Annotated in this window: 16 protein-coding genes; 3 read left to right on the plus strand and 13 right to left on the minus strand. The window is 70.0% G+C overall.

From position 1 onward, the window contains the following. Position 1 precedes the first annotated feature (1 nt). Genes BJ972_RS06185 through BJ972_RS06195 form a run of 3 tightly spaced genes read right to left on the minus strand, consistent with a single transcriptional unit; the run spans position 2 to position 2,680 of the window. Positions 2-988, minus strand: a complete 987-nt coding sequence (locus BJ972_RS06185; protein ID WP_129172937.1) for a Gfo/Idh/MocA family protein — start codon at positions 986-988, stop codon at positions 2-4. Further along, positions 988-2,097, minus strand: coding sequence for a DegT/DnrJ/EryC1/StrS family aminotransferase (locus BJ972_RS06190; protein ID WP_129172938.1), 1,110 nt, complete (start codon positions 2,095-2,097; stop codon positions 988-990). The genes BJ972_RS06185 and BJ972_RS06190 overlap by 1 nt, the downstream gene beginning before the upstream one ends. After that, positions 2,090-2,680: an acyltransferase gene (locus tag BJ972_RS06195; protein WP_129172939.1), complete on the minus strand. Its 591-nt coding sequence runs from the start codon at positions 2,678-2,680 to the stop codon at positions 2,090-2,092. Before BJ972_RS06195 ends, BJ972_RS06190 begins: the two co-directional genes overlap by 8 nt. 90 nt (positions 2,681-2,770) lie before the next feature. On the opposite strand from BJ972_RS06195, the gene BJ972_RS06200 reads away from it, so the two are divergent. After that, complete coding sequence (locus BJ972_RS06200; protein ID WP_129172940.1) at positions 2,771-3,481, plus strand: glycosyltransferase family 2 protein; 711 nt, start codon at positions 2,771-2,773, stop codon at positions 3,479-3,481. Further along, a complete protein-coding gene (locus tag BJ972_RS06205) occupies positions 3,481-3,837 on the plus strand; it encodes a DUF2304 domain-containing protein (RefSeq protein WP_129172941.1) in 357 nt (118 codons plus the stop codon). The genes BJ972_RS06200 and BJ972_RS06205 overlap by 1 nt, the downstream gene beginning before the upstream one ends. A gap of 3 nt (positions 3,838-3,840) precedes the next feature. Here BJ972_RS06205 and BJ972_RS06210 read toward each other — a convergent pair whose 3' ends face one another. The 5 genes from BJ972_RS06210 to BJ972_RS06230 form a co-directional block, all read right to left on the minus strand. Next, positions 3,841-5,802 carry a DUF6541 family protein gene (locus tag BJ972_RS06210; RefSeq protein WP_129172942.1) on the minus strand — a complete coding sequence of 654 codons (1,962 nt, stop codon included), beginning with the start codon at positions 5,800-5,802 and terminating at the stop codon, positions 3,841-3,843. Positions 5,803-5,894: 92 nt separating this feature from the next. Continuing rightward, the gene (locus BJ972_RS06215) at positions 5,895-7,115 is read right to left on the minus strand and encodes a glycosyltransferase (protein WP_129172943.1); all 1,221 of its coding nucleotides are present in this window, start codon (positions 7,113-7,115) and stop codon (positions 5,895-5,897) included. Continuing rightward, positions 7,109-9,037, minus strand: coding sequence for a cell wall-binding repeat-containing protein (locus BJ972_RS06220; protein WP_129172944.1), 1,929 nt, complete (start codon positions 9,035-9,037; stop codon positions 7,109-7,111). Before BJ972_RS06220 ends, BJ972_RS06215 begins: the two co-directional genes overlap by 7 nt. Before the next feature lie 153 nt (positions 9,038-9,190). Beyond that, positions 9,191-10,039: a glycosyltransferase gene (locus tag BJ972_RS06225; protein WP_308790465.1), complete on the minus strand. Its 849-nt coding sequence runs from the start codon at positions 10,037-10,039 to the stop codon at positions 9,191-9,193. Continuing rightward, positions 10,032-10,988 carry a glycosyltransferase gene (locus BJ972_RS06230; RefSeq protein ID WP_129172945.1) on the minus strand — a complete coding sequence of 319 codons (957 nt, stop codon included), beginning with the start codon at positions 10,986-10,988 and terminating at the stop codon, positions 10,032-10,034. The genes BJ972_RS06225 and BJ972_RS06230 overlap by 8 nt, the downstream gene beginning before the upstream one ends. Before the next feature lie 122 nt (positions 10,989-11,110). On the opposite strand from BJ972_RS06230, the gene BJ972_RS06235 reads away from it, so the two are divergent. After that, positions 11,111-12,187 (plus strand): glycosyltransferase, encoded by a 1,077-nt coding sequence (locus tag BJ972_RS06235; protein ID WP_164989881.1) that lies wholly within the window; start codon positions 11,111-11,113, stop codon positions 12,185-12,187. Positions 12,188-12,197: 10 nt separating this feature from the next. Here the strand turns inward: BJ972_RS06235 and BJ972_RS06240 are convergent, their stop codons facing one another. The 5 genes from BJ972_RS06240 to BJ972_RS06260 form a co-directional block, all read right to left on the minus strand. Continuing rightward, complete coding sequence (locus tag BJ972_RS06240; protein ID WP_129172947.1) at positions 12,198-12,944, minus strand: ABC transporter ATP-binding protein; 747 nt, start codon at positions 12,942-12,944, stop codon at positions 12,198-12,200. Next, positions 12,944-13,804: an ABC transporter permease gene (locus BJ972_RS06245; protein ID WP_129172948.1), complete on the minus strand. Its 861-nt coding sequence runs from the start codon at positions 13,802-13,804 to the stop codon at positions 12,944-12,946. Before BJ972_RS06245 ends, BJ972_RS06240 begins: the two co-directional genes overlap by 1 nt. Then, positions 13,801-15,177: an LCP family protein gene (locus BJ972_RS06250; RefSeq protein ID WP_129172949.1), complete on the minus strand. Its 1,377-nt coding sequence runs from the start codon at positions 15,175-15,177 to the stop codon at positions 13,801-13,803. Before BJ972_RS06250 ends, BJ972_RS06245 begins: the two co-directional genes overlap by 4 nt. Then, positions 15,174-15,641, minus strand: coding sequence for a 5-(carboxyamino)imidazole ribonucleotide mutase (gene purE / locus BJ972_RS06255; protein ID WP_179419970.1), 468 nt, complete (start codon positions 15,639-15,641; stop codon positions 15,174-15,176). The genes BJ972_RS06250 and purE overlap by 4 nt, the downstream gene beginning before the upstream one ends. A 127-nt stretch (positions 15,642-15,768) precedes the next feature. Beyond that, the gene (locus tag BJ972_RS06260; protein WP_129172950.1) at positions 15,769-16,905 is read right to left on the minus strand and encodes a 5-(carboxyamino)imidazole ribonucleotide synthase; all 1,137 of its coding nucleotides are present in this window, start codon (positions 16,903-16,905) and stop codon (positions 15,769-15,771) included. Between the last annotated feature and the right edge of the window lie 8 nt (positions 16,906-16,913).

Consider the following 16,913-nt stretch of genomic DNA (forward strand, 5'->3'; position numbering starts at 1 on the left):
GTCAGAGGCTCACGGACGTTCCGGTGCGTGCCGAGTCGAGGGCCGCCTCGACGACGGTGAGCGTGCGGAGGCCCTGTTCGAACGTGACGAGGTCGTTCTTCTCGCCGAGCACGGCATCGCGGAACACTTCGTGCTCGACGCGCAGCGGCTCGCGCTTCGCGAACGAGAACCGGGTGACGTCGCCCTCGGAGACCCCGCGGAACGACGAGACCGATTCCCACTCGAGCGGGATCGTGCCGTTCGCGTAGAACGTGAGGTCGCCCGTCGCGGTGTCGGCGACGAACGCGCCGCGCTCGCCCGTTACGACCGTGACCCGCTCCTTCATGGGGCTCAGCCAGTTGACGAGGTGGTTGACGATCACGCCGCTCTCGAGACGACCCGTCACGGCGATCATGTCTTCGTGGCTGCGGCCGCTCTTGAACGTCGTCTGCGCGAAGACCGAGGCGTAGTCGCTCTGCGCGACCCACGCGGTGAGGTCGATGTCGTGCGACGCGAGGTCTTTCGCGACGCCGACGTCGGCGATGCGCGTCGGGAAGCCGCTCTGGCGACGGGTGGCAATCTGGTAGACGTCGCCCAGGTCGCCCTCGGCGAGTCGGCGACGGAGCTCCTGCAGTGCGGGGTTGAAGCGTTCGACGTGGCCGACGGCACCCACGAGCCCGCGGTCGGCGAAGGCACGCGTCATCCGCTTGCCCGCCTCGATCGAGTGCGCGATGGGCTTCTCGACGAGCGCGTGCACGCCCGCCTCGGCGAGAGTGAGCGCGGCCTTCTCGTGGAACTGGGTCGGAACCGCGACGACGACCATGTCGACGCCCTCGGCGATGAGCGCATCGAGGTCGGGGAGCACGGTGAGCGGGCCGGCGACGCCGTGCGGGTCACCGCCCGGGTCGGCGATCGCGACGAGCTCGACGCCCTCGACCTCGCGCAGCACGCGAGCGTGGTGGCGACCCATCATGCCGACGCCGAGGAGCCCGGCCCGCAGCGCGGCCATCAGGCGCCCGCCCCGGCGAGAGCGTTGACGGCGGCGACGATGCGGTCGAGGTCGCCCGCGCTGAGGGACGGGTGCACGGGGAGCGAGACGACCTCGCGCGCGGCGCGCTCGGTCTCGGGCAGGTCGAGGCCCGGCGCGAAGTGGGTGAGCGACGGGAGACGGTGGTTCGGGATCGGGTAGTAGACGCCGCTGCCGATCGCGTACTCGTTGCGGAGCGCGGCGACGAAGCCGTCACGGTCGTCGGCGACGCGGATCGTGTACTGGTGGTAGACGTGACGCGCGCCCTGCTGCACGGGCGGAACGGTGACGCCCTCGAGGTTCGCGTCGAGGAAGGCGGCGTTCTCGCGGCGCGTCTCGGTCCAGGCGTCGACCTTGGTGAGCTGCACGCGGCCGATCGCGGCGTGGATGTCGGTCATGCGAGCGTTGAACCCGACGACCTCGTTCTCGTACTGCTTCTCCATGCCCTGGTTGCGGAGGAGGCGGACCGCGCGCGCGATGTCGGCGCCGTCGCAGACGACCATGCCGCCCTCGCCGCTCGTCATGTTCTTCGTCGGGTAGAGGCTGAACATCGCGAACCGGCCGAAGGTGCCGACGCGGCGACCGTCGATCTCGGCGCCGTGGGCCTGGGCCGCGTCCTCGAAGAGATGGATGCCGTGGCGCTCGGCGATCGCGGCGAGCTCGACGACCCGCGCGGGGTGACCGTAGAGGTGCACGGGCATGATGCCGCGCGTGCGCTCGGTGATCGCCGCCTCGACGGCGACGGGGTCGAGGCCGAAGTGGTCGGGCTCGATGTCGACGAAGACGGGGGTCGCACCCGTGAGGGCGACCGAGTTGCCCGTCGCGGCGAACGTGAACGACGGCACGATGACCTCGTCGCCCGGGCCGATGCCCGCCGCGAGGAGACCGAGGTGGAGCCCCGACGTGCCCGAGTTGACGGCGACCGAGGTGCGACCCGAGACGAGCGCGTCGGCGAACTCGGTCTCGAACGCGGCGACCTCGGGGCCCTGCGCGACCATGCCCGAGCGCATGACCCGGTCGACGGCGAGACGCTCGTCGTCGCCGATGATGGGCTTCGCGGCCGGAATGAACTCTGCAGATGACTCAGTCATCGATGGCCTCCTCGAGAATGCCGTCGGTTTCGGTGTAGCGGTCGCCGGTGGCCGGGCACATCCAGCCGCCGTCGACGAGTTCGAGCGGGTGGCCGGCCTTGCCGACCCAGCCGATGCGGCGTGCGGGCACGCCGGCGACGAGGGCGAAGGCCGGGACGTCCTTCGTGACGACGGCGCCCGCAGCTACCGTCGCCCAGGCGCCGATGCGTGCGGGGGCGATGCAGACGGCTCGTGCGCCGATCGATGCGCCGTCGCCGATCTCGACGCCGACCGGCTTCCAGTCGTGCGCGCTCTTCTGCGAGCCGTCGGGGTTGATCGCGCGGGGGTAGGTGTCGTTCGTGAGCACGACCGCCGGGCCGATGAAGACGCCGTGGCCGAGCACGGCGGGCTCGTAGACGAGCGCGAGGTTCTGCACCTTGCAGTTGTCGCCGAGCACGACGCCCGTGCCGATGTAGGCGCTCCGCCCGACGATGCAGTTCTCGCCGAGTCGCGCGCCTTCGCGCACCTGGGCGAGGTGCCAGATGGATGACCCGGCGCCGATGATCGCCTCGGGCGAGACGTCTGCGGAGTCCAGGATCCTCACGGACGGAATCTCTGTCACTGCACAGCTCCTGAGGTGTTCGGGGCGGGGGCGCCACCCTCCAGACTACCGGCTTCTGCAAGAATGGCCCGTATGCAGGTACCGCACCACGGGGCGACCCCGGAACCCCGGCGGCACGCCGACGACACCTGGGTCGTCGTACCCCTCTACAACGAAGAGGCCGTGATCGCGGGCGTCGTGCTCGACCTGTTCGAGTCGTTCGACCACGTCGTGTGCATCGACGACGGCTCGACCGACGCGAGCGCCGAGGTCGCCCGTGCAGCCGGGGCCCGCGTGCTCCAGCACCCCATCAACCTCGGTCAGGGCGCGGCCCTCCAGACGGGCATCTCGTACGCGAGCCGGCAGCCCGGTGCGCGCTACCTCGTCACGTTCGACGCCGACGGTCAGCACCGCGTCGCCGATGCCCTCGAGATGATCGACGCCGCGGAGGCGGGCGGCTACGCCATCGTCTTCGGCTCCCGCTTCCTCGACGACCGCACGAACCCGGGATGGCTGAAGCGCGTCATCCTCAAGACGGCCGTGCGCGTCACGAACATGACGACGGGCCTCCGCCTCACCGATGCGCACAACGGCCTCCGCGTCATCCGCGTCGATGCCGCGCGCCTCATCGAGCTCGAGCAGGACCGCATGGCGCACGCGACCGAGATCGTCCTGAAGCTCGGGCGCACGGGGCTGCCGTGGACGGAGCACCCCGTCGAACTGCTCTACACCGACTACTCGAAGGCGAAGGGGCAGTCCGTGCTCAACTCCGTGAACATCCTCGTCGATCTGCTGGTGCGCTGATGTGGATCCAGATCCTTCTCGTCGCCGGCGTCCTCGTCGTCGGCATCTTCCTCGCCCGCCCCACGGGCGGTGACAGCCACCTCGCCCTGCGTCGCCTCTTCATGTTCGCGTTCGTCGTCGTCGCGATCGTGTCGATCCTCTTCCCGCAGTGGCTCAGCTGGGTCGCGAACCTCGTCGGCGTCGGCCGCGGAACCGACCTCCTGCTGTACGCGCTCGTGCTCGCGTTCCTCGTGTTCGTCGCGACGACGTGGCGACGCAACGTCGCGGTCAACCGCCGCCTCACGAAGCTCGCTCGCGAACTCACCCTCGCCCGCGCGGCCCTCGACGACGAAGCGGCCGAGCGACGCTCGGAGTAGCTCTCAGTCGCAGCCGGTGATCGCGTAGAGCGCGGCGTCGCCCTCGCGGTCGACCTCGGTGAACCCTTCGGCATCCGCGAAGCCCGAGAGGCCCTCGAAACCGGCGGTCGGGTTGAGCCAGAGGATGCCGGAGACGTCGCGCACCCGCTCGCCGAAGTCGAGCACCCAACGCGCGTCGACGTCGCGCACGGCGTCGCACACGATGGGGTCGTCGGCGAGGTCGACGAGACCCGAGTTCACGGTCTGCGCCGCTGTGCCCCGCACGACGTTGAAGTGCGGGTTCAGCACCCTCTGCCCGTCGAGCGCGTAGAGGAGGCTCGTTCCCGTCCACGGGTTGCCGACGACGACGCCCTCGCCGTTCGTCGAGTCCCGCACCCGTTCGAGGAGCGCGCGTTCGTCGATCGAGATGATGGGCGCATCGTCGGTGAGGGCGAAGGCCGTGCGCAGGTCGAGCGTCGCGGCACGCACGGGCAGGATGCTCGCGGCGGCGATGAGCACGAGGGCGAGCGCCCCGGCGACGAGACGCACGCGATCGCGGCCCGCGTCGGCCGCCGGACGGGCGCGGTCGAGCAGTCGGATCGCACCGCTCCACAGCGCGACGGCGCCGACCACGGCGACCGGCAACGACGCGATCGCGAACACGACGGCGAGACGCGGCGGGTCCTTGTAGAAGAGACCGAGCAGGATGTCGCGGGCGAGAGGTGACGAGATCGCCTCGGCGACGAAGAAGAGCCCCGCGGCGAACAGCCACACGACGGCGAGCCAGATCCGCCGCGGACGGCGGAAGCACACGACGAGGCCGACGACGACGAGGACCGCGACGATGATCGCCGGCGGCAGGTCTTCGCGGGTCTGCAGGAGGAGCTCGACGAGGCCGCGACGCGGTCCGACGCGCGGCCCCCACGGGGCGCTCGACCCGAATCGGCCGATGACGACCCAGGCGGCCGCGAAACCGACGACGAGCACCACGGCACCGACGGCGAGCAGCACGCGTCGGCCGATCGAGCCGTCGCGCGCGAGGTCGAATCCGCGGCCGAGGAGCGGCACGAGCAGGAAGGCCGCGGCGACGAATGCGAGGGCCGGCTGAGCGAGCGCCATCGCCGCGAACGCCGCGACGAGGAGCAGGATGCGCGTGATCGCCGGAGCGCCGTACGGGTCTCCTCGGCCGAGCAGCGAGAGGCCGACGGCGAGGGCGACGGGGAGCAGGAGCGCCGCGAGGAAGTACGGGTAGAGGACACCGAAGGTGAGGGGCAGGAGCGGGAACGACGGCAGTGCTGCGGCGAGCACGGCGCCGCTCCACGTCGCCGCCCGTCCGCGACCGGCGACCGCTCGCGCGAGGAGGAGGGCCGCGCCGGGCCAGACGATCGCGGCGAGCACGATCGTCGTCGCGTTCGTCGCCACCGGGATGCTCGCACCGGTCGCGAGGACGACGACCGATACGACGTCGTGCCACGCGGCGGGATAGATGCCGCTCGCGCCGATGACGCCCGTGAGGGAGAACGACGATGCGTCACCGGTGTCGAGGATGAAGCGGATGCCGTTCAGGTGGAACGCGTTGTCGAACGTCTGCGAGAGCGCGTCGGGCGAACCGAGCCCGATGACGACGGAAGTCGCGACGAGAGCGGACGCGAGCGCCCACGCGGGCAGCACCGTACGCACTCCCCCGCCGGGTTCGGCGACCGCAGCCGCGGGGGCGGCACGCCGCACGACGAGGCGGCCGATCCCGAAGCAGACGAGTGCCGAGGCCAGGAGCGCCGCACCGATGGTCGCGAGCGACCAGCCGATGCCGAGTGCGCCGAGCACGACGGCGAACCCGCCGTAGAACGCGACGGAGACGGCGGGAGCCGCGGCGACGAGAAGGAAGCCGCGCGCGGCCAGGAGGCGGAGTAGGAGGAGGCCGGGCCCCGCGATCACGATGATCGCGACGAGGACGACCGGGATCATCCCGAACCACGACGCGCCCACGTGTACCTCTTCCGATGCTCGTGCGCGACGTCGACGTCACTCGCCGGGCCGCGCGGTGCCACGACTCTCCAGCGTAGCCGCAGACTCGGTCGCTACCCGTTCGCGCTTTCGTCGGCGACGCCGAGGAACGGCGCGAGCACGCCGGCCGACCGTCGCCCGTCGTGCACGGCGCGGACGAATGCGGGGCCGCTCTCGGCGATCGCCCGGTAGTGCTCGCGGCGCTCGCGGATGTCGTTCAGCACGGCGACGAGCGTGCCGGGCGTCGCCTCGACGACGGGCACCTCGAGCCCGGTGGCAGCCCGCACGTGATCACGCACCTGCTCGTGCACGTGCGCGACGACGAGTCGGCCCGCCGCCAGGGCCTCGACCGCGGCGACGGAGTACGTCCCGATGCGGAACTGCTCGACGAGGATGTCGGAGGCGTGCACGATCGCGGGCATCTCGGCCGAGGGCATGCGGGGGACCCGCCGGTAGTCGATGCGGCCAGACTCCGTCTCGTCGATGAGCGCGGGCTCGACGAGGTCGGAGCCCTTGAGGAAGGAACTCGTCGGGGCATGGATGACGACCGGCACGTCGCGCTCGAGCACCGGGGCGTCGCTCGCCCAGCGATCGGGATCGACGACGACGGGGAGCCACGTCGCCGCGGGCCAGTCCTCGAGCAGATCGGGCGTCGAGACGAAGACCGGGGCATCGGCGTTCGCGAGGATCGCGCGGTGGGCCACAGCCTGCTGCTCGAGGGTGGCGACGAGCGGATCGGCGTCGTGGAAGGGCGACCAGCGGTCGATGTCGCGGTGCCGGCTCGGCAGGCGGAGGTCGCTGCCGTGCGAGACGAAGGCCACGCTCACGCCGCGCGCGCGGAGAGCGGCGACCTCGCGTGCGACATCCGTGTCGAAGAGAGGCCCGAAGATCGGCCGTTCGGCCTCGACGAGCACGTGGGTGAACTCGCGCGACACCCGTTCGAAGTGCTGACGCTGCCACCGCGTCGAGTTCGCGAAGACCGCGACGGGCACATCGAGATCGGCGGGGAAGGCGAAGCCGTCGGGGCCGGAGTACTGCGTGTTCACCGCGCCGACGCCGTCGAGGCGCGACGCCGCGCGCGCCCACGCGTGAGCCTGCGCCGCGAAGTTCACCGGGGCGATGTACAGGCGGACACGACCCGCGGGAACGGGAGGCATGCCGGGCACGTCGGTGTTCGTGAACCCGAAGCGGCGAGGGGCGACAGCGACCGCCCAGCGCTCCGGCAAGACGGCGAACGCGCCGCCGATCACCCGATCGGCGGCGCGACTCGCGCGACGTCTGAGACCGCTCAGCACACGGTCGTGAAGGCGACGCGGTCGTTCAGGACCGCGGAACCTCCGAGGAGGCGCAGCGTCTTCACGTTGCTGCTCGTGATGTCACCGCGCACCTGGCTCGTCATGCACGACGGCCAGCTGAGGTAGAGCGGCGCCTTCGACTTGCCGGCGCCCGCGGCACCCGCGAGCGCGTCGGGGTAGTCCATGCCCGTGGCGACATACGCGGTGCCGACGTTGCCGAACGCATCCTTGTTGATCGCGACGCTCGTGAGGTAACGGTCCGCTCCCGAGAGGCGGGCCGTGCCGATGCCGGCGTTCGTGAGCGCCTGCTCGACACCGGTCGTCACGACACCCGCGCCTCCGGCGATCTTCGCCGAGCGGATTCCGCGGTCGGTGAGCGCCTTCGTCGTCTGCGGGTCGAGCGAGTTGCCCGTTCCCGGAACGAGGAGGACGGGAACGCCCTTCGATCCGGCGGCGGCGCCCGCCGAGAGCGCGTCGGGGAAGTCGGCGCCCGTCGCGATGTACGCGCTCGAGACGCTCGGGAAGGCGTACTCGACGACCTTCCGTGACGTCTCGTAGCGGTCCTCGCCGGCGATGCGGGTGACGGGTGCGTAGGAGGCGACCTGGTTCGCGACGGTCTCGCTCACCGCACCGGTTCCTCCGACGATGACGATGCGTTTGGGCTTCAGGCGAGCGAGCTCGGCGATCGTGGCCGACGGCGTGCCGCCCGGGTTCACGAGGAGGAGCGGCCCGCCCTGCTTGACGGCGGCGGGTGCCGCCGAGAGCGCGTCGGGGAAGTCTCCGCCGGAGGCGATGTAGACGACGGGGATACCGGAGGCGCCGTACGTCGCGCGCGAGATCGCCGCAGCGGTCTCGTAGCGCGAGTCGCCCGACAATCGCTCGATCGGCAGGAACGTCGTGAGTCGCGGGTCGCCGAACCAGTCGGTGTAGAAGACCCAGAAGTTGCGGTTGCCGTAGGCGCCGCAGCGGTCACCGGTTCCGTAGAGGTTCGCGAGAGCCGACGCGTTCGGCTGATACGGCGTGTAGTAGTAGAGCGCCGCGGTCGCGCGGTTCTCCACGACGACGTTCGACGAACCGCAGCTCGCGTCGGGGCTGAACCGGATGGGGTTCGACTGGCCGATCTTGATCGACGTGAAGGAACCGCCCGGGTTGCTGTACCAGGTCAGCTGGCGGCCGGCCGCGAAGATCTGGTTGAAGAACCCGTAGTACGTCGAGTCGCAGACCGACGTGTCGGGGCAGCCGTAGCCCATGGCCTTCCGCAGGTCGCTCTCGCTCACGCTCGAACGCGTGATGAGCGTCTGCTCCTTCTGGAGCGTGACGAGGATGACCTTGGCGCTCAGGTTGCACGCGCGCTGCACCTTGTAGATGATGCGTGCGGCCGACTCGCCCGCCGCACCCTGGTAGGTACTGCACGTGCCGAAGCTCCACGTGCGGGTCGGCGTGTCGACGCGCAGGTTCTTGAGACACAGCGGGCCGTTGCACGATGCGCCCTGCACCTCGAGGAAGCGCTGGATCTCGGCCTCGGTCATCGCCGAGCCGTTGTAGAAGTTGAAGTCGCTGATGATGTTGCCGGGGCGGAAGTTCGACGCGACGGCGCGCTTCGTGAAGTCGAGCCATCCGTTGAGCGCGGCGAACGACTCGCTCGGCACATACGTCGGGAAGTCGTACTCGTCCTCGGCGGGCGCGGGCGCTTCCGTCGGCTCCGGCACCGCGGTCGGCTCGGGAGCCTCCGTCGGTTCGGGCTCCTCGCTCGGAACGGGTGCCTCGGTCGGCTGCTCGGTCGGAACCGGCTCCTCCGTCGGCGCGGGAACCTCGGTCGGTTCCGGTAGTTCCGTGGGTTCAGGAGTCGGCGTCGCGGTCTCGCCGGACTCGATCACTCCCCCGGTGGGTTCGGGCTCAGCGGCCCAGGCGGGCGATGACATCAACGTCACCGCGAGCAAGCCGGAAGCGATTCCAGCGATCAAACGTTTCATTGCACAAGCTCCCCGTGTTGCCACCAGACTATTCTGCGAACGCCGAATTCCGCACCCGATCATGGATTTCAGGCTCGAGAGAGTGCCGTCGACCGGCTCGGCTCACTGCGATTCGGTCGGTGCGAGCCCGCGACCGCCCGCGATGAACGTGCGGTAGGCGACCTTGCGGATCGGCTCGGGGATGAACCGGTAGACGCCGCGCACGACGATGTTCCGCACGTACTGACGCCTCGTCGTGAAGCCGATGCGGCGGAAGGCGCGCTGCAGTGCGCGCTCGCTCTTCCACTGCTCCCGCCCGCCGCGACGAGCGTAAGCGCCCGCCCCGACGCGATACATGACGAGGGGGTCGGCGACGTTGCCGACACGAGCACCCGCATGGATCATGCGGGCGAACAGCCAGTAGTCCTCCATCAGTCCGAGCGGCTCGTAGCCGCCGGCATGCTTCACCGCGCTTCGCCGGTAGACGACGGTGGGGTGACTGAACGGATCGTGGAAGCGCGCGTAGCTCACGATCTCGTGCTGCTCGGTGCGCGGCACGCGACGGCCGACGATCGAACCGACCTCGTCGAGGAACTCGTACATGCCCGTGCCGACGAGGTCGAGGCCGCTCTCGACGAGGGGTAGCTGCAACTCGAATCGGGAGGGCAGCGAGATGTCGTCGGCATCCATGCGCGCGACGATGTCGTGGCTGCAGAGTTCGAGGCCGATGCTCAGGGCGCGTGCGAGACCGATGTTCTCGGCGATGACGTGGTGGACGACGGGCACGGGGCTCGACGCGACGACGGAAGCCAGCGCATCGGCGAGCTCCGCCTCGACGGGGCCGTCCTGCACGAGCACGACCTCGTCGGGCCTCCGCGACTGCTCGCCGACGCTCGACGTGAACGCCTTCAGGAAGTGCGCGGCGTCGTCGGCACGGTAGACGGGCAGGAGGAGGGAGAACGACTCAGCCACGATCCCCCTCGACGGCCCGCACCGCATCGGTGACCGAGAGGCCGGCGAGCGAGAGCGAGTTCGGGCGCGGCCTCGTGCGCGTGCCGTCGCGGTAGCCGCGACGGAGCCCTCGGCGGAGGACCGCGCGATCGCTCGACCGCACGAACGTGAGTACCCAACGCCGCAGCGTCGATGCTCCGTAGAGCGCCTTCTCGGCGGGTGAGAGGGAGTCGGAGCGTCGCAGCATCCAGAGTTTGTTGCGGACCTCGTTGTAGAAGCGCTCCCCGGGGTCGGCGTCGGTCGAGGCGAGTGCCCTGGTCTTGTGCACGACGATGCTCGCGGGCACGTGCAGGCCGCGGCGGCCACGGAGCACGCGCGTCGAGTACTCGAAGTCGTCGTTCCAGATGAAGTAGTCGGCGATCGGCAGGCCGACCTCGCGCACGACGTCGGTGCGCACGAGCATCGAGACGAACGACGTGCTCCGCACCGCCATGCCTCCGCGGCGGGCTGCGGCCACGCGCTCGGCCTTCGAGACGAACGGCTTCTCGCGCGGCGTGTTCATGGGGTGCTCGGAGCCGTCGGTCCAGATCACGCGGGACCCGGCGGCGACGAACGACGTGTCGACGACGGCCGCGAGGAGCTTCTCGAGGGCGGTGGGCGTCGGCACGGTGTCGTCGTCCATGAGCCAGAGCCACTCGGGGGCGTCATCCGCCGGCATGTCGAGGGCCGCCGCCATGCCCGCCGCGAAACCGCCCGCACCACCGGTGTTGCGCGAGAGCGACACGAGGCGCACGCCGTGGGCGCGCGCGACGTCCGCCGAGTCGTCGGACGACGCGTTGTCGACGACGACGACGTCGAGACCCGGCGCCGTCTGCACCGCGAGCGCGTCGAGCACCTCGCCGAGGAGGTCGCGTCGGTTGTAGGCGACCACGACGGCGGTGACGCGAGGGAGGGGGTTCTGGCTCGACATGTACTTTCACAGGGGTGGCGGGGAACCCCTCTATCTTGCCGTGTCACCGCGCGAAGCACCGACTCCGACGCGGAGCGGGCGGTGACAGAATGGAGGATGCGCGACAGACAGGAGGACGGCGGATGACCACACTGCGCGTCGTCGTCGACTCCGTCCTCACCCCCGATTCGCCCGCGCTCGCGCGCTACACGGCCGATCTCACGCGCGCGCTCATCGCGACCGCGCCCGACGGCTGCGATGTCGCCGGCATCGTCGCGGCGTCGACGGCGGCAGAGATCGCCTCGGTCGAGGAGCGCATCCCCGGTCTCGCCGATCTCTACCGCACGACGCTCCCCCGCCGCGAGGTCATGGCCGCGTGGCAGCTCGGTCTCGGCAGCTCGCCGGGCGGCGGCATGATCCACTCGCCGAGTCTCTTCGCCCCGTTCCGGAAGCACGATCGGGCGTCGGGTGATCAGGTCGTCGTCACCGTCCACGACCTCCTCGCCTGGACCCGCACCGACCTCCTTCCCGCCACGGTCGTCGCCTGGCAGCGCGCGTCGCTCAAGCGTGCCCGCAAGCACGCCGACGCCTTCGTCGTGCCGACGCACGCCCTCGCGGAACAGCTCGACGACCTCGCGGGGGTCGGCAGTCGCATCCGCGTGATCCCGAGCGCCCCGCGCGATGGTCTCGCGGTCACGGATGACGGTGACGAGCGCCGCGCACGGCTCGGTCTGCGCTCCGACTACGTCGCGGTGACCGGCCCCGTCGACGTCGTGCGCACGGCCCTCGACGCAGCCGAGCTCCGAGGCGTCGCGATCGTCGCACTCGATGCTCCGCAGCGCACCGCCGATGAGGCCGGCGACGAGACATCCGGTGCGACCGATCCCGGCCCGCTCGATGCGGCCGACCACGCCGCCGTCCTCGCCGGAGCCCGCGCCTTCATCGCCGCCGACCGCGACGACCTCTCGGGAACGGCGCTCATCGAGGCCTTCGCGCTCGAGGTTCCGGTGCTCCACGCCGACACGGCGGCGCTCCTCGAGGTCGCGGGCGAAGCGGGTGCGGCCTTCGCCGACGCCGACTCGCTCGCCGCCCTGCTCTCCGCGGTCGTCGACGACGCCGAGTTCACCGAACGGTTGCGGGTCGCCGGAGCAGATCGCGCGCGGGCGTTCTCGTGGCGCGAGACGGCGTGGCGGGTCTGGCAGTTGCACGCCGACCTCTGAGGCACGAGCCTCAGCGCTTGTTCATCGCCTCGATCGCCTCGTCGACCGGCCCGTCGAAGATGAGCTTGCCCTTCTTCAGGACGATGCCTCGCGTGCAGATCTCCTTGATCATCGACATGTTGTGACTCACGACGAGCATCGTCTTGCCCTGATCGGCGAGCTCGAGGATCTTCGTCTTGCACTTCTCGCGGAACGGGGCATCGCCGACCGAGAGGATCTCGTCGACGAGCAGGATGTCGAGCTCGACGTGGATCGCGACGGAGAACGCCAGGCGCAGGAACATGCCCGAGGAGTAGTGCTTGACCTCCTGGTCGATGAACTCGCCGATCTCGGAGAACGCGACGATCTCGTCGAAGCGCGCCTCGGTCTCGGCCCGGTTCATGCCGAGGATCGCGGCGTTGAGGTAGACGTTCTCGCGACCCGAGAGATCGGGGTGGAAGCCCGCGCCGACCTCGATGAGACCCGCGAGTCGCCCGCGCGTGAGCACGCGGCCCGCGTCGGGTTCGAGCACGCCCGAGATGAGCTTCAGGAGCGTCGACTTGCCCGACCCGTTGAGGCCGAGGACGGCGACGGACTCGCCCTCGCCGACGTGGAACTCGACGCCGTCGAGCGCCTGGAACGTCGAGGAGCCCGACTTCTTGCGCTGCACCCACGCGACGAACGTCTCTTTGAGCGAGTGCGTGTGGCGGAGGAGGAAGTCCTTCCGGACGTCGTCGACGACGATGCTCGGCCGTGTTTCGACCACGTTCGCTCCCATCAGAGGTCCTGCGCGAATCGACGCTCGAAGCGGCGGAACACGACCTGGCCGATGACGACCAGGGTGAGCGCGACGACGATGGACTGCAGCACGTAGCGGATGAAGTCGGGCGGAAGCTCGGCCGACCCCGAGATCGTGGGCTCCCAGAACGCGAGGTGGAAGAGCTCGACGGCGGGAGCGAGCGGGTTCAGGAAGTAGATCTCGAGCGCCCAGCCCGGGAGGGCCGCTGCGACCATCGTCCACGTGTAGAGCACGGGGGCGCTCCACGTCGAGAGCATGCGGATGATCTCGACGAAGCTCGCCGCATCGCGGAAGCGCACGTTGATCGCACCGAAGAACAGCCCGACGCCGAGGGCGACGAGCATCGTGATAGCGAGGGCGAGCAGGAAGGCGCCGAGCGCGGCGAAGCTCGGCACCCAGCCGATGAGGATGCAGACGACGAGCAGGATCGCGACCTGCGGCAGGAAGTGCACGAAGGCCACGATGATCGCCGAGATGGGGAAGAGCTCGCGCGGCAGGTAGATCTTCTTGACGAGCGCGCGGTTGTCGACGATCGAGTTCGTCGCGTTGCCGAAGGCCTCGTTGAAGAGGTTGACGACGACGACGCCCGCGAAGAGGTACACGGGGAAGTTCTCGACGTTGCGGTGGATCTGGAGGATGATGCCCATCACCAGGTAGTAGACGAGGAACTGCGCCGCGGGCTTCACGTACGACCAGGTCCAGCCGAGCACCGAGTTGCGGTACCGCGTCGAGATGCCCTTCCGCACGAGCAGGCGCAGCAGGTAGTGCCACCGGAAGACATCGAGGATGCCGCGGCCGCGGCCCGGCGTCTGGAATCCGGTCAGGTCGAGGTCCGTCATCCTTCGCCCTCGGTCGGTTCGGGCGTCGGCGGGTACACCGCGGGCTCGATGAGCGATCGGATGTAGTCCCAGTCGGGATCCATGGGATCGACGCCGTTGGCGGGAACGAGTTCGACGTTCGTGATGGGAAGCTCCTTGGTCTTCAGTGCGAGGTTGACGAAGTAGCCGAGCATGCCCTGGGGCACGTCGGTCTTCACCACGTCGGCTCCCGCGTTCGCGACGTCCTGGAACTTCGTGAGGACGTTCGCGGGGGTGAACTGCCGGAGCACCGCCTCCTGCAGGATGCGCTGGCGAGCCATGCGCTCGTAGTCGCCGCCGGCGACTCCGTACCGCGCACGACCGTACCAGAGCGCGTAGTACCCGGTGAGGTGCTGCTGGCCGGGCTCGATCCAGCCGTCGACGCCGTCGTTGTTCTCGTCGCCGCCGATCGGGATGCGTGTCTCGACGTTGATGTCGACGCCGCCGAGCGCGTCGATGAGCGACTCGAAGCCGTACATGTCGATGAGCACGTAGTACTGGATGGTGAGGCCCGTGATGCCCTCGGCGGCATCGCGCATGCCCTCGATGCCGGGCTCGGAGCCCTCGGCGACGGCGTTCGGGTACATCTCGGGGCTCTTCAGCTCGACCTCGGTGTAGATCGAGTTGAGGAGGCACACGTCGACCTCGCATCCGTCGATCGCGCCGTAGCCCTCGGGGTAGACGGCGGCGAGCGGCGAGTCGGCGGGGAACGGCACGTCTTCGAGGTCGCGCGGCAGACCGATCATGACGGCCTGGCCCGTCTCGGCGTCGATCGACACGACCGACATGCTGTCGGGACGCATGCCCTCGCGGTCGGGCCCCGCGTCACCGCCGAGCAGGAGGATGTTGTACTTGCCGTCGACGGGAGGCTCGCTCGGACCGGCGACGAAGACGCTCGAGAGGAATCCGCTCGTCGTGATCGCGAGGTAGGACCCCCACACCGATCCGCCCGCGAGCAGGCCGACGACGCCGATCGAGAGCACGGCGAGCCAGCCGCGCGCTTTCGGCGCCGTCTTGACGAGCCGGATGAGCCGGAGCGTGTCGAGCGTCAGCACGACCCAGAGCACCGCGTAGAAGAGCAGCACGAGGGCCGCGAGCCACAGGGTGATCGTCGTGCTCGCGAGCGTGTAGAGAACCGTGGGCCAGAGGATCGAGACGACGATCGCGACGACGACGAGGGCCCACAGCACGAGGGTGGCACCGAGACCGAATCGGCCGAGCTTGCGGTCGCCCGCGAGCACCTGCACGGAACCCGGGATGAGCACGTTGAGGACGACGAGCCACCACGCTCGCCTCGTCATGACGGGACGCGACGAGGTGTCGGGGAAGCGGATCGGGCTGGCGGCGAGGCTCATAGGGTCGAGTGGAGGCGGGCGTTCTTCTCCTCGACGACGACGGCGAGGTTCTCGGCATAGGCCGCGAGGCGGGCGGTGAGGTCGTCGTCGCTCGTGGCGAGGATCTTGACGGCGAGGAGACCGGCGTTCGTGGCGCCGCCGATCGAGACGGTCGCGACGGGCACGCCGGCGGGCATCTGCACGATGGAGAGCAGCGAGTCGAGACCGTCGAGCTTCGCGAGCGGCACGGGCACACCGATGACGGGCAGCGTCGTGACCGCGGCGAGCATTCCGGGGAGGTGCGCGGCACCGCCGGCACCGGCGACGATCACCCGGATGCCGCGGGCCGCGGCCTCACGGCCGTACGCGATCATCTTCTCGGGCGTCCGGTGCGCCGAGACGACCTCGACCTCGTGGTCGATGCCGAATTCGTTGAGGAGGGTCGAGGCGTCCGACATGATGCGCCAGTCGGAGTCGCTGCCCATGACGACGCCGACGAGGGGCGTCCCGCTGTTCACTGCCACCCGATGATCCTAAGAGTCCGTGCTGGGAAAAGGCCGCAGCGGTCGCCGCGGGTCGAGGAGTGCGAGCGCACCGACGGGGCGCGCCGCATCAGTCCTGGAAGATGGCCGCGGTCGCGCGCGCCTCGTAGACGACATCGTCGAGGTCGTCGCCGCCGGCCGTCACGTGGCCGACCTTCCGGCCGGGACGCGGGTCCTTGCCGTAGTTGTGGACCTTGACCGTCGGGTGCGCCGCGAACGCAGCGTCGTAGCGGTCGGCGAGTGCGCCCTCGGCCGGCCCGCCGAGGATGTTGACCATGACGGACCAGTCGTCGCGCGAGCCCGTGGCGCCGAGCGGAAGGTCGAGCACGGCACGCAGGTGCTGCTCGAACTGACCGGTGGTCGCGCCGTCCATCGACCAGTGGCCGCTGTTGTGCGGTCGCATGGCGAGTTCGTTGACGAGCAGGCGGTCGTCGGTCGTCTCGAAGAGCTCGACGGCGAGGACGCCCGTCACTCCGAGGCCGTCGGCGATCGTCAGGGCGATGTCGGCCGCGACATCGGCGAGCTTTCCCGCGGAGTGCGGCGCGGGAGCGATGACCTCGCTGCAGACACCGCCGACCTGCACGGTCTCGACGACGGGCCACGCGGCGATGTCGCCGCTCGGGCGACGGGCGACGAGCTGCGCCAGTTCACGACGGAACTCGACGAGCTCCTCGACGAGGAGCGCACCGCCACGACCGTCTTCGGCGAGCGCCGTGAACCACTCCGCGACCTCGCGGCCGTGGGCGACGACACGGACTCCCTTGCCGTCGTATCCGCCGCGCGGGGTCTTCACGACGGCACGGCCGCCGTGCTCGGCGATGAAGTCGTCGAGCTGCTCGATCGATTCGACGCGCGCCCAGTCGGGCACGGGGAGGCCGAGCTCGGAGAGCTTCTCGCGCATGAGCAGCTTGTCCTGCGCGTAGAGCAGGGCGTCGGGGCCCGGGTGCACGGGAACACCGCGGTCGACGAGTTCGCGGAGGATCTCCTGCGGCACGTGCTCGTGGTCGAACGTGATGACGTCGACGGTCTCGGCGAACGCTAGCACGGTCTCACGGTCGCGATAGTCGCCGACCTGCACCGCGGCGAGCGCCGCCGACATCCCCTCGCCCTCGGCGAGGACGCGGATCTCGAGGCCGAGTTCGACGGCCGCGGGGATCATCATCCTCGCGAGTTGACCTGCACCGATGACGCCGATGGTTCTGGGCATGCTCTCCC

The sequence above is a fragment of the Agromyces atrinae genome (genome assembly GCF_013407835.1).
In the GTDB taxonomy this organism is placed as follows: Bacteria; Actinomycetota; Actinomycetes; order Actinomycetales; family Microbacteriaceae; genus Agromyces; species Agromyces atrinae.

Excerpts from the sequence above, each read along its gene's own strand:
- BJ972_RS06185 (WP_129172937.1), bottom strand. The coding sequence starts at position 988 with ATGGCCGCGCTGCGGGCCGGGCTCCTCGGCGTCGGCATGATGGGTCGC.
- BJ972_RS06190 (WP_129172938.1), bottom strand. The coding sequence starts at position 2,097 with ATGACTGAGTCATCTGCAGAGTTCATTCCGGCCGCGAAGCCCATCATC.
- BJ972_RS06200 (WP_129172940.1), top strand. The coding sequence starts at position 2,771 with ATGCAGGTACCGCACCACGGGGCGACCCCGGAACCCCGGCGGCACGCC.
- BJ972_RS06205 (WP_129172941.1), top strand. The coding sequence starts at position 3,481 with ATGTGGATCCAGATCCTTCTCGTCGCCGGCGTCCTCGTCGTCGGCATC.
- BJ972_RS06220 (WP_129172944.1), bottom strand. The coding sequence starts at position 9,037 with ATGTCATCGCCCGCCTGGGCCGCTGAGCCCGAACCCACCGGGGGAGTG.
- BJ972_RS06230 (WP_129172945.1), bottom strand. The coding sequence starts at position 10,988 with ATGTCGAGCCAGAACCCCCTCCCTCGCGTCACCGCCGTCGTGGTCGCC.
- BJ972_RS06235 (WP_164989881.1), top strand. The coding sequence starts at position 11,111 with ATGACCACACTGCGCGTCGTCGTCGACTCCGTCCTCACCCCCGATTCG.
- BJ972_RS06240 (WP_129172947.1), bottom strand. The coding sequence starts at position 12,944 with ATGGGAGCGAACGTGGTCGAAACACGGCCGAGCATCGTCGTCGACGAC.
- BJ972_RS06245 (WP_129172948.1), bottom strand. The coding sequence starts at position 13,804 with ATGACGGACCTCGACCTGACCGGATTCCAGACGCCGGGCCGCGGCCGC.
- BJ972_RS06250 (WP_129172949.1), bottom strand. The coding sequence starts at position 15,177 with ATGAGCCTCGCCGCCAGCCCGATCCGCTTCCCCGACACCTCGTCGCGT.
- purE (WP_179419970.1), bottom strand. The coding sequence starts at position 15,641 with ATGGGCAGCGACTCCGACTGGCGCATCATGTCGGACGCCTCGACCCTC.
- BJ972_RS06260 (WP_129172950.1), bottom strand. The coding sequence starts at position 16,905 with ATGCCCAGAACCATCGGCGTCATCGGTGCAGGTCAACTCGCGAGGATG.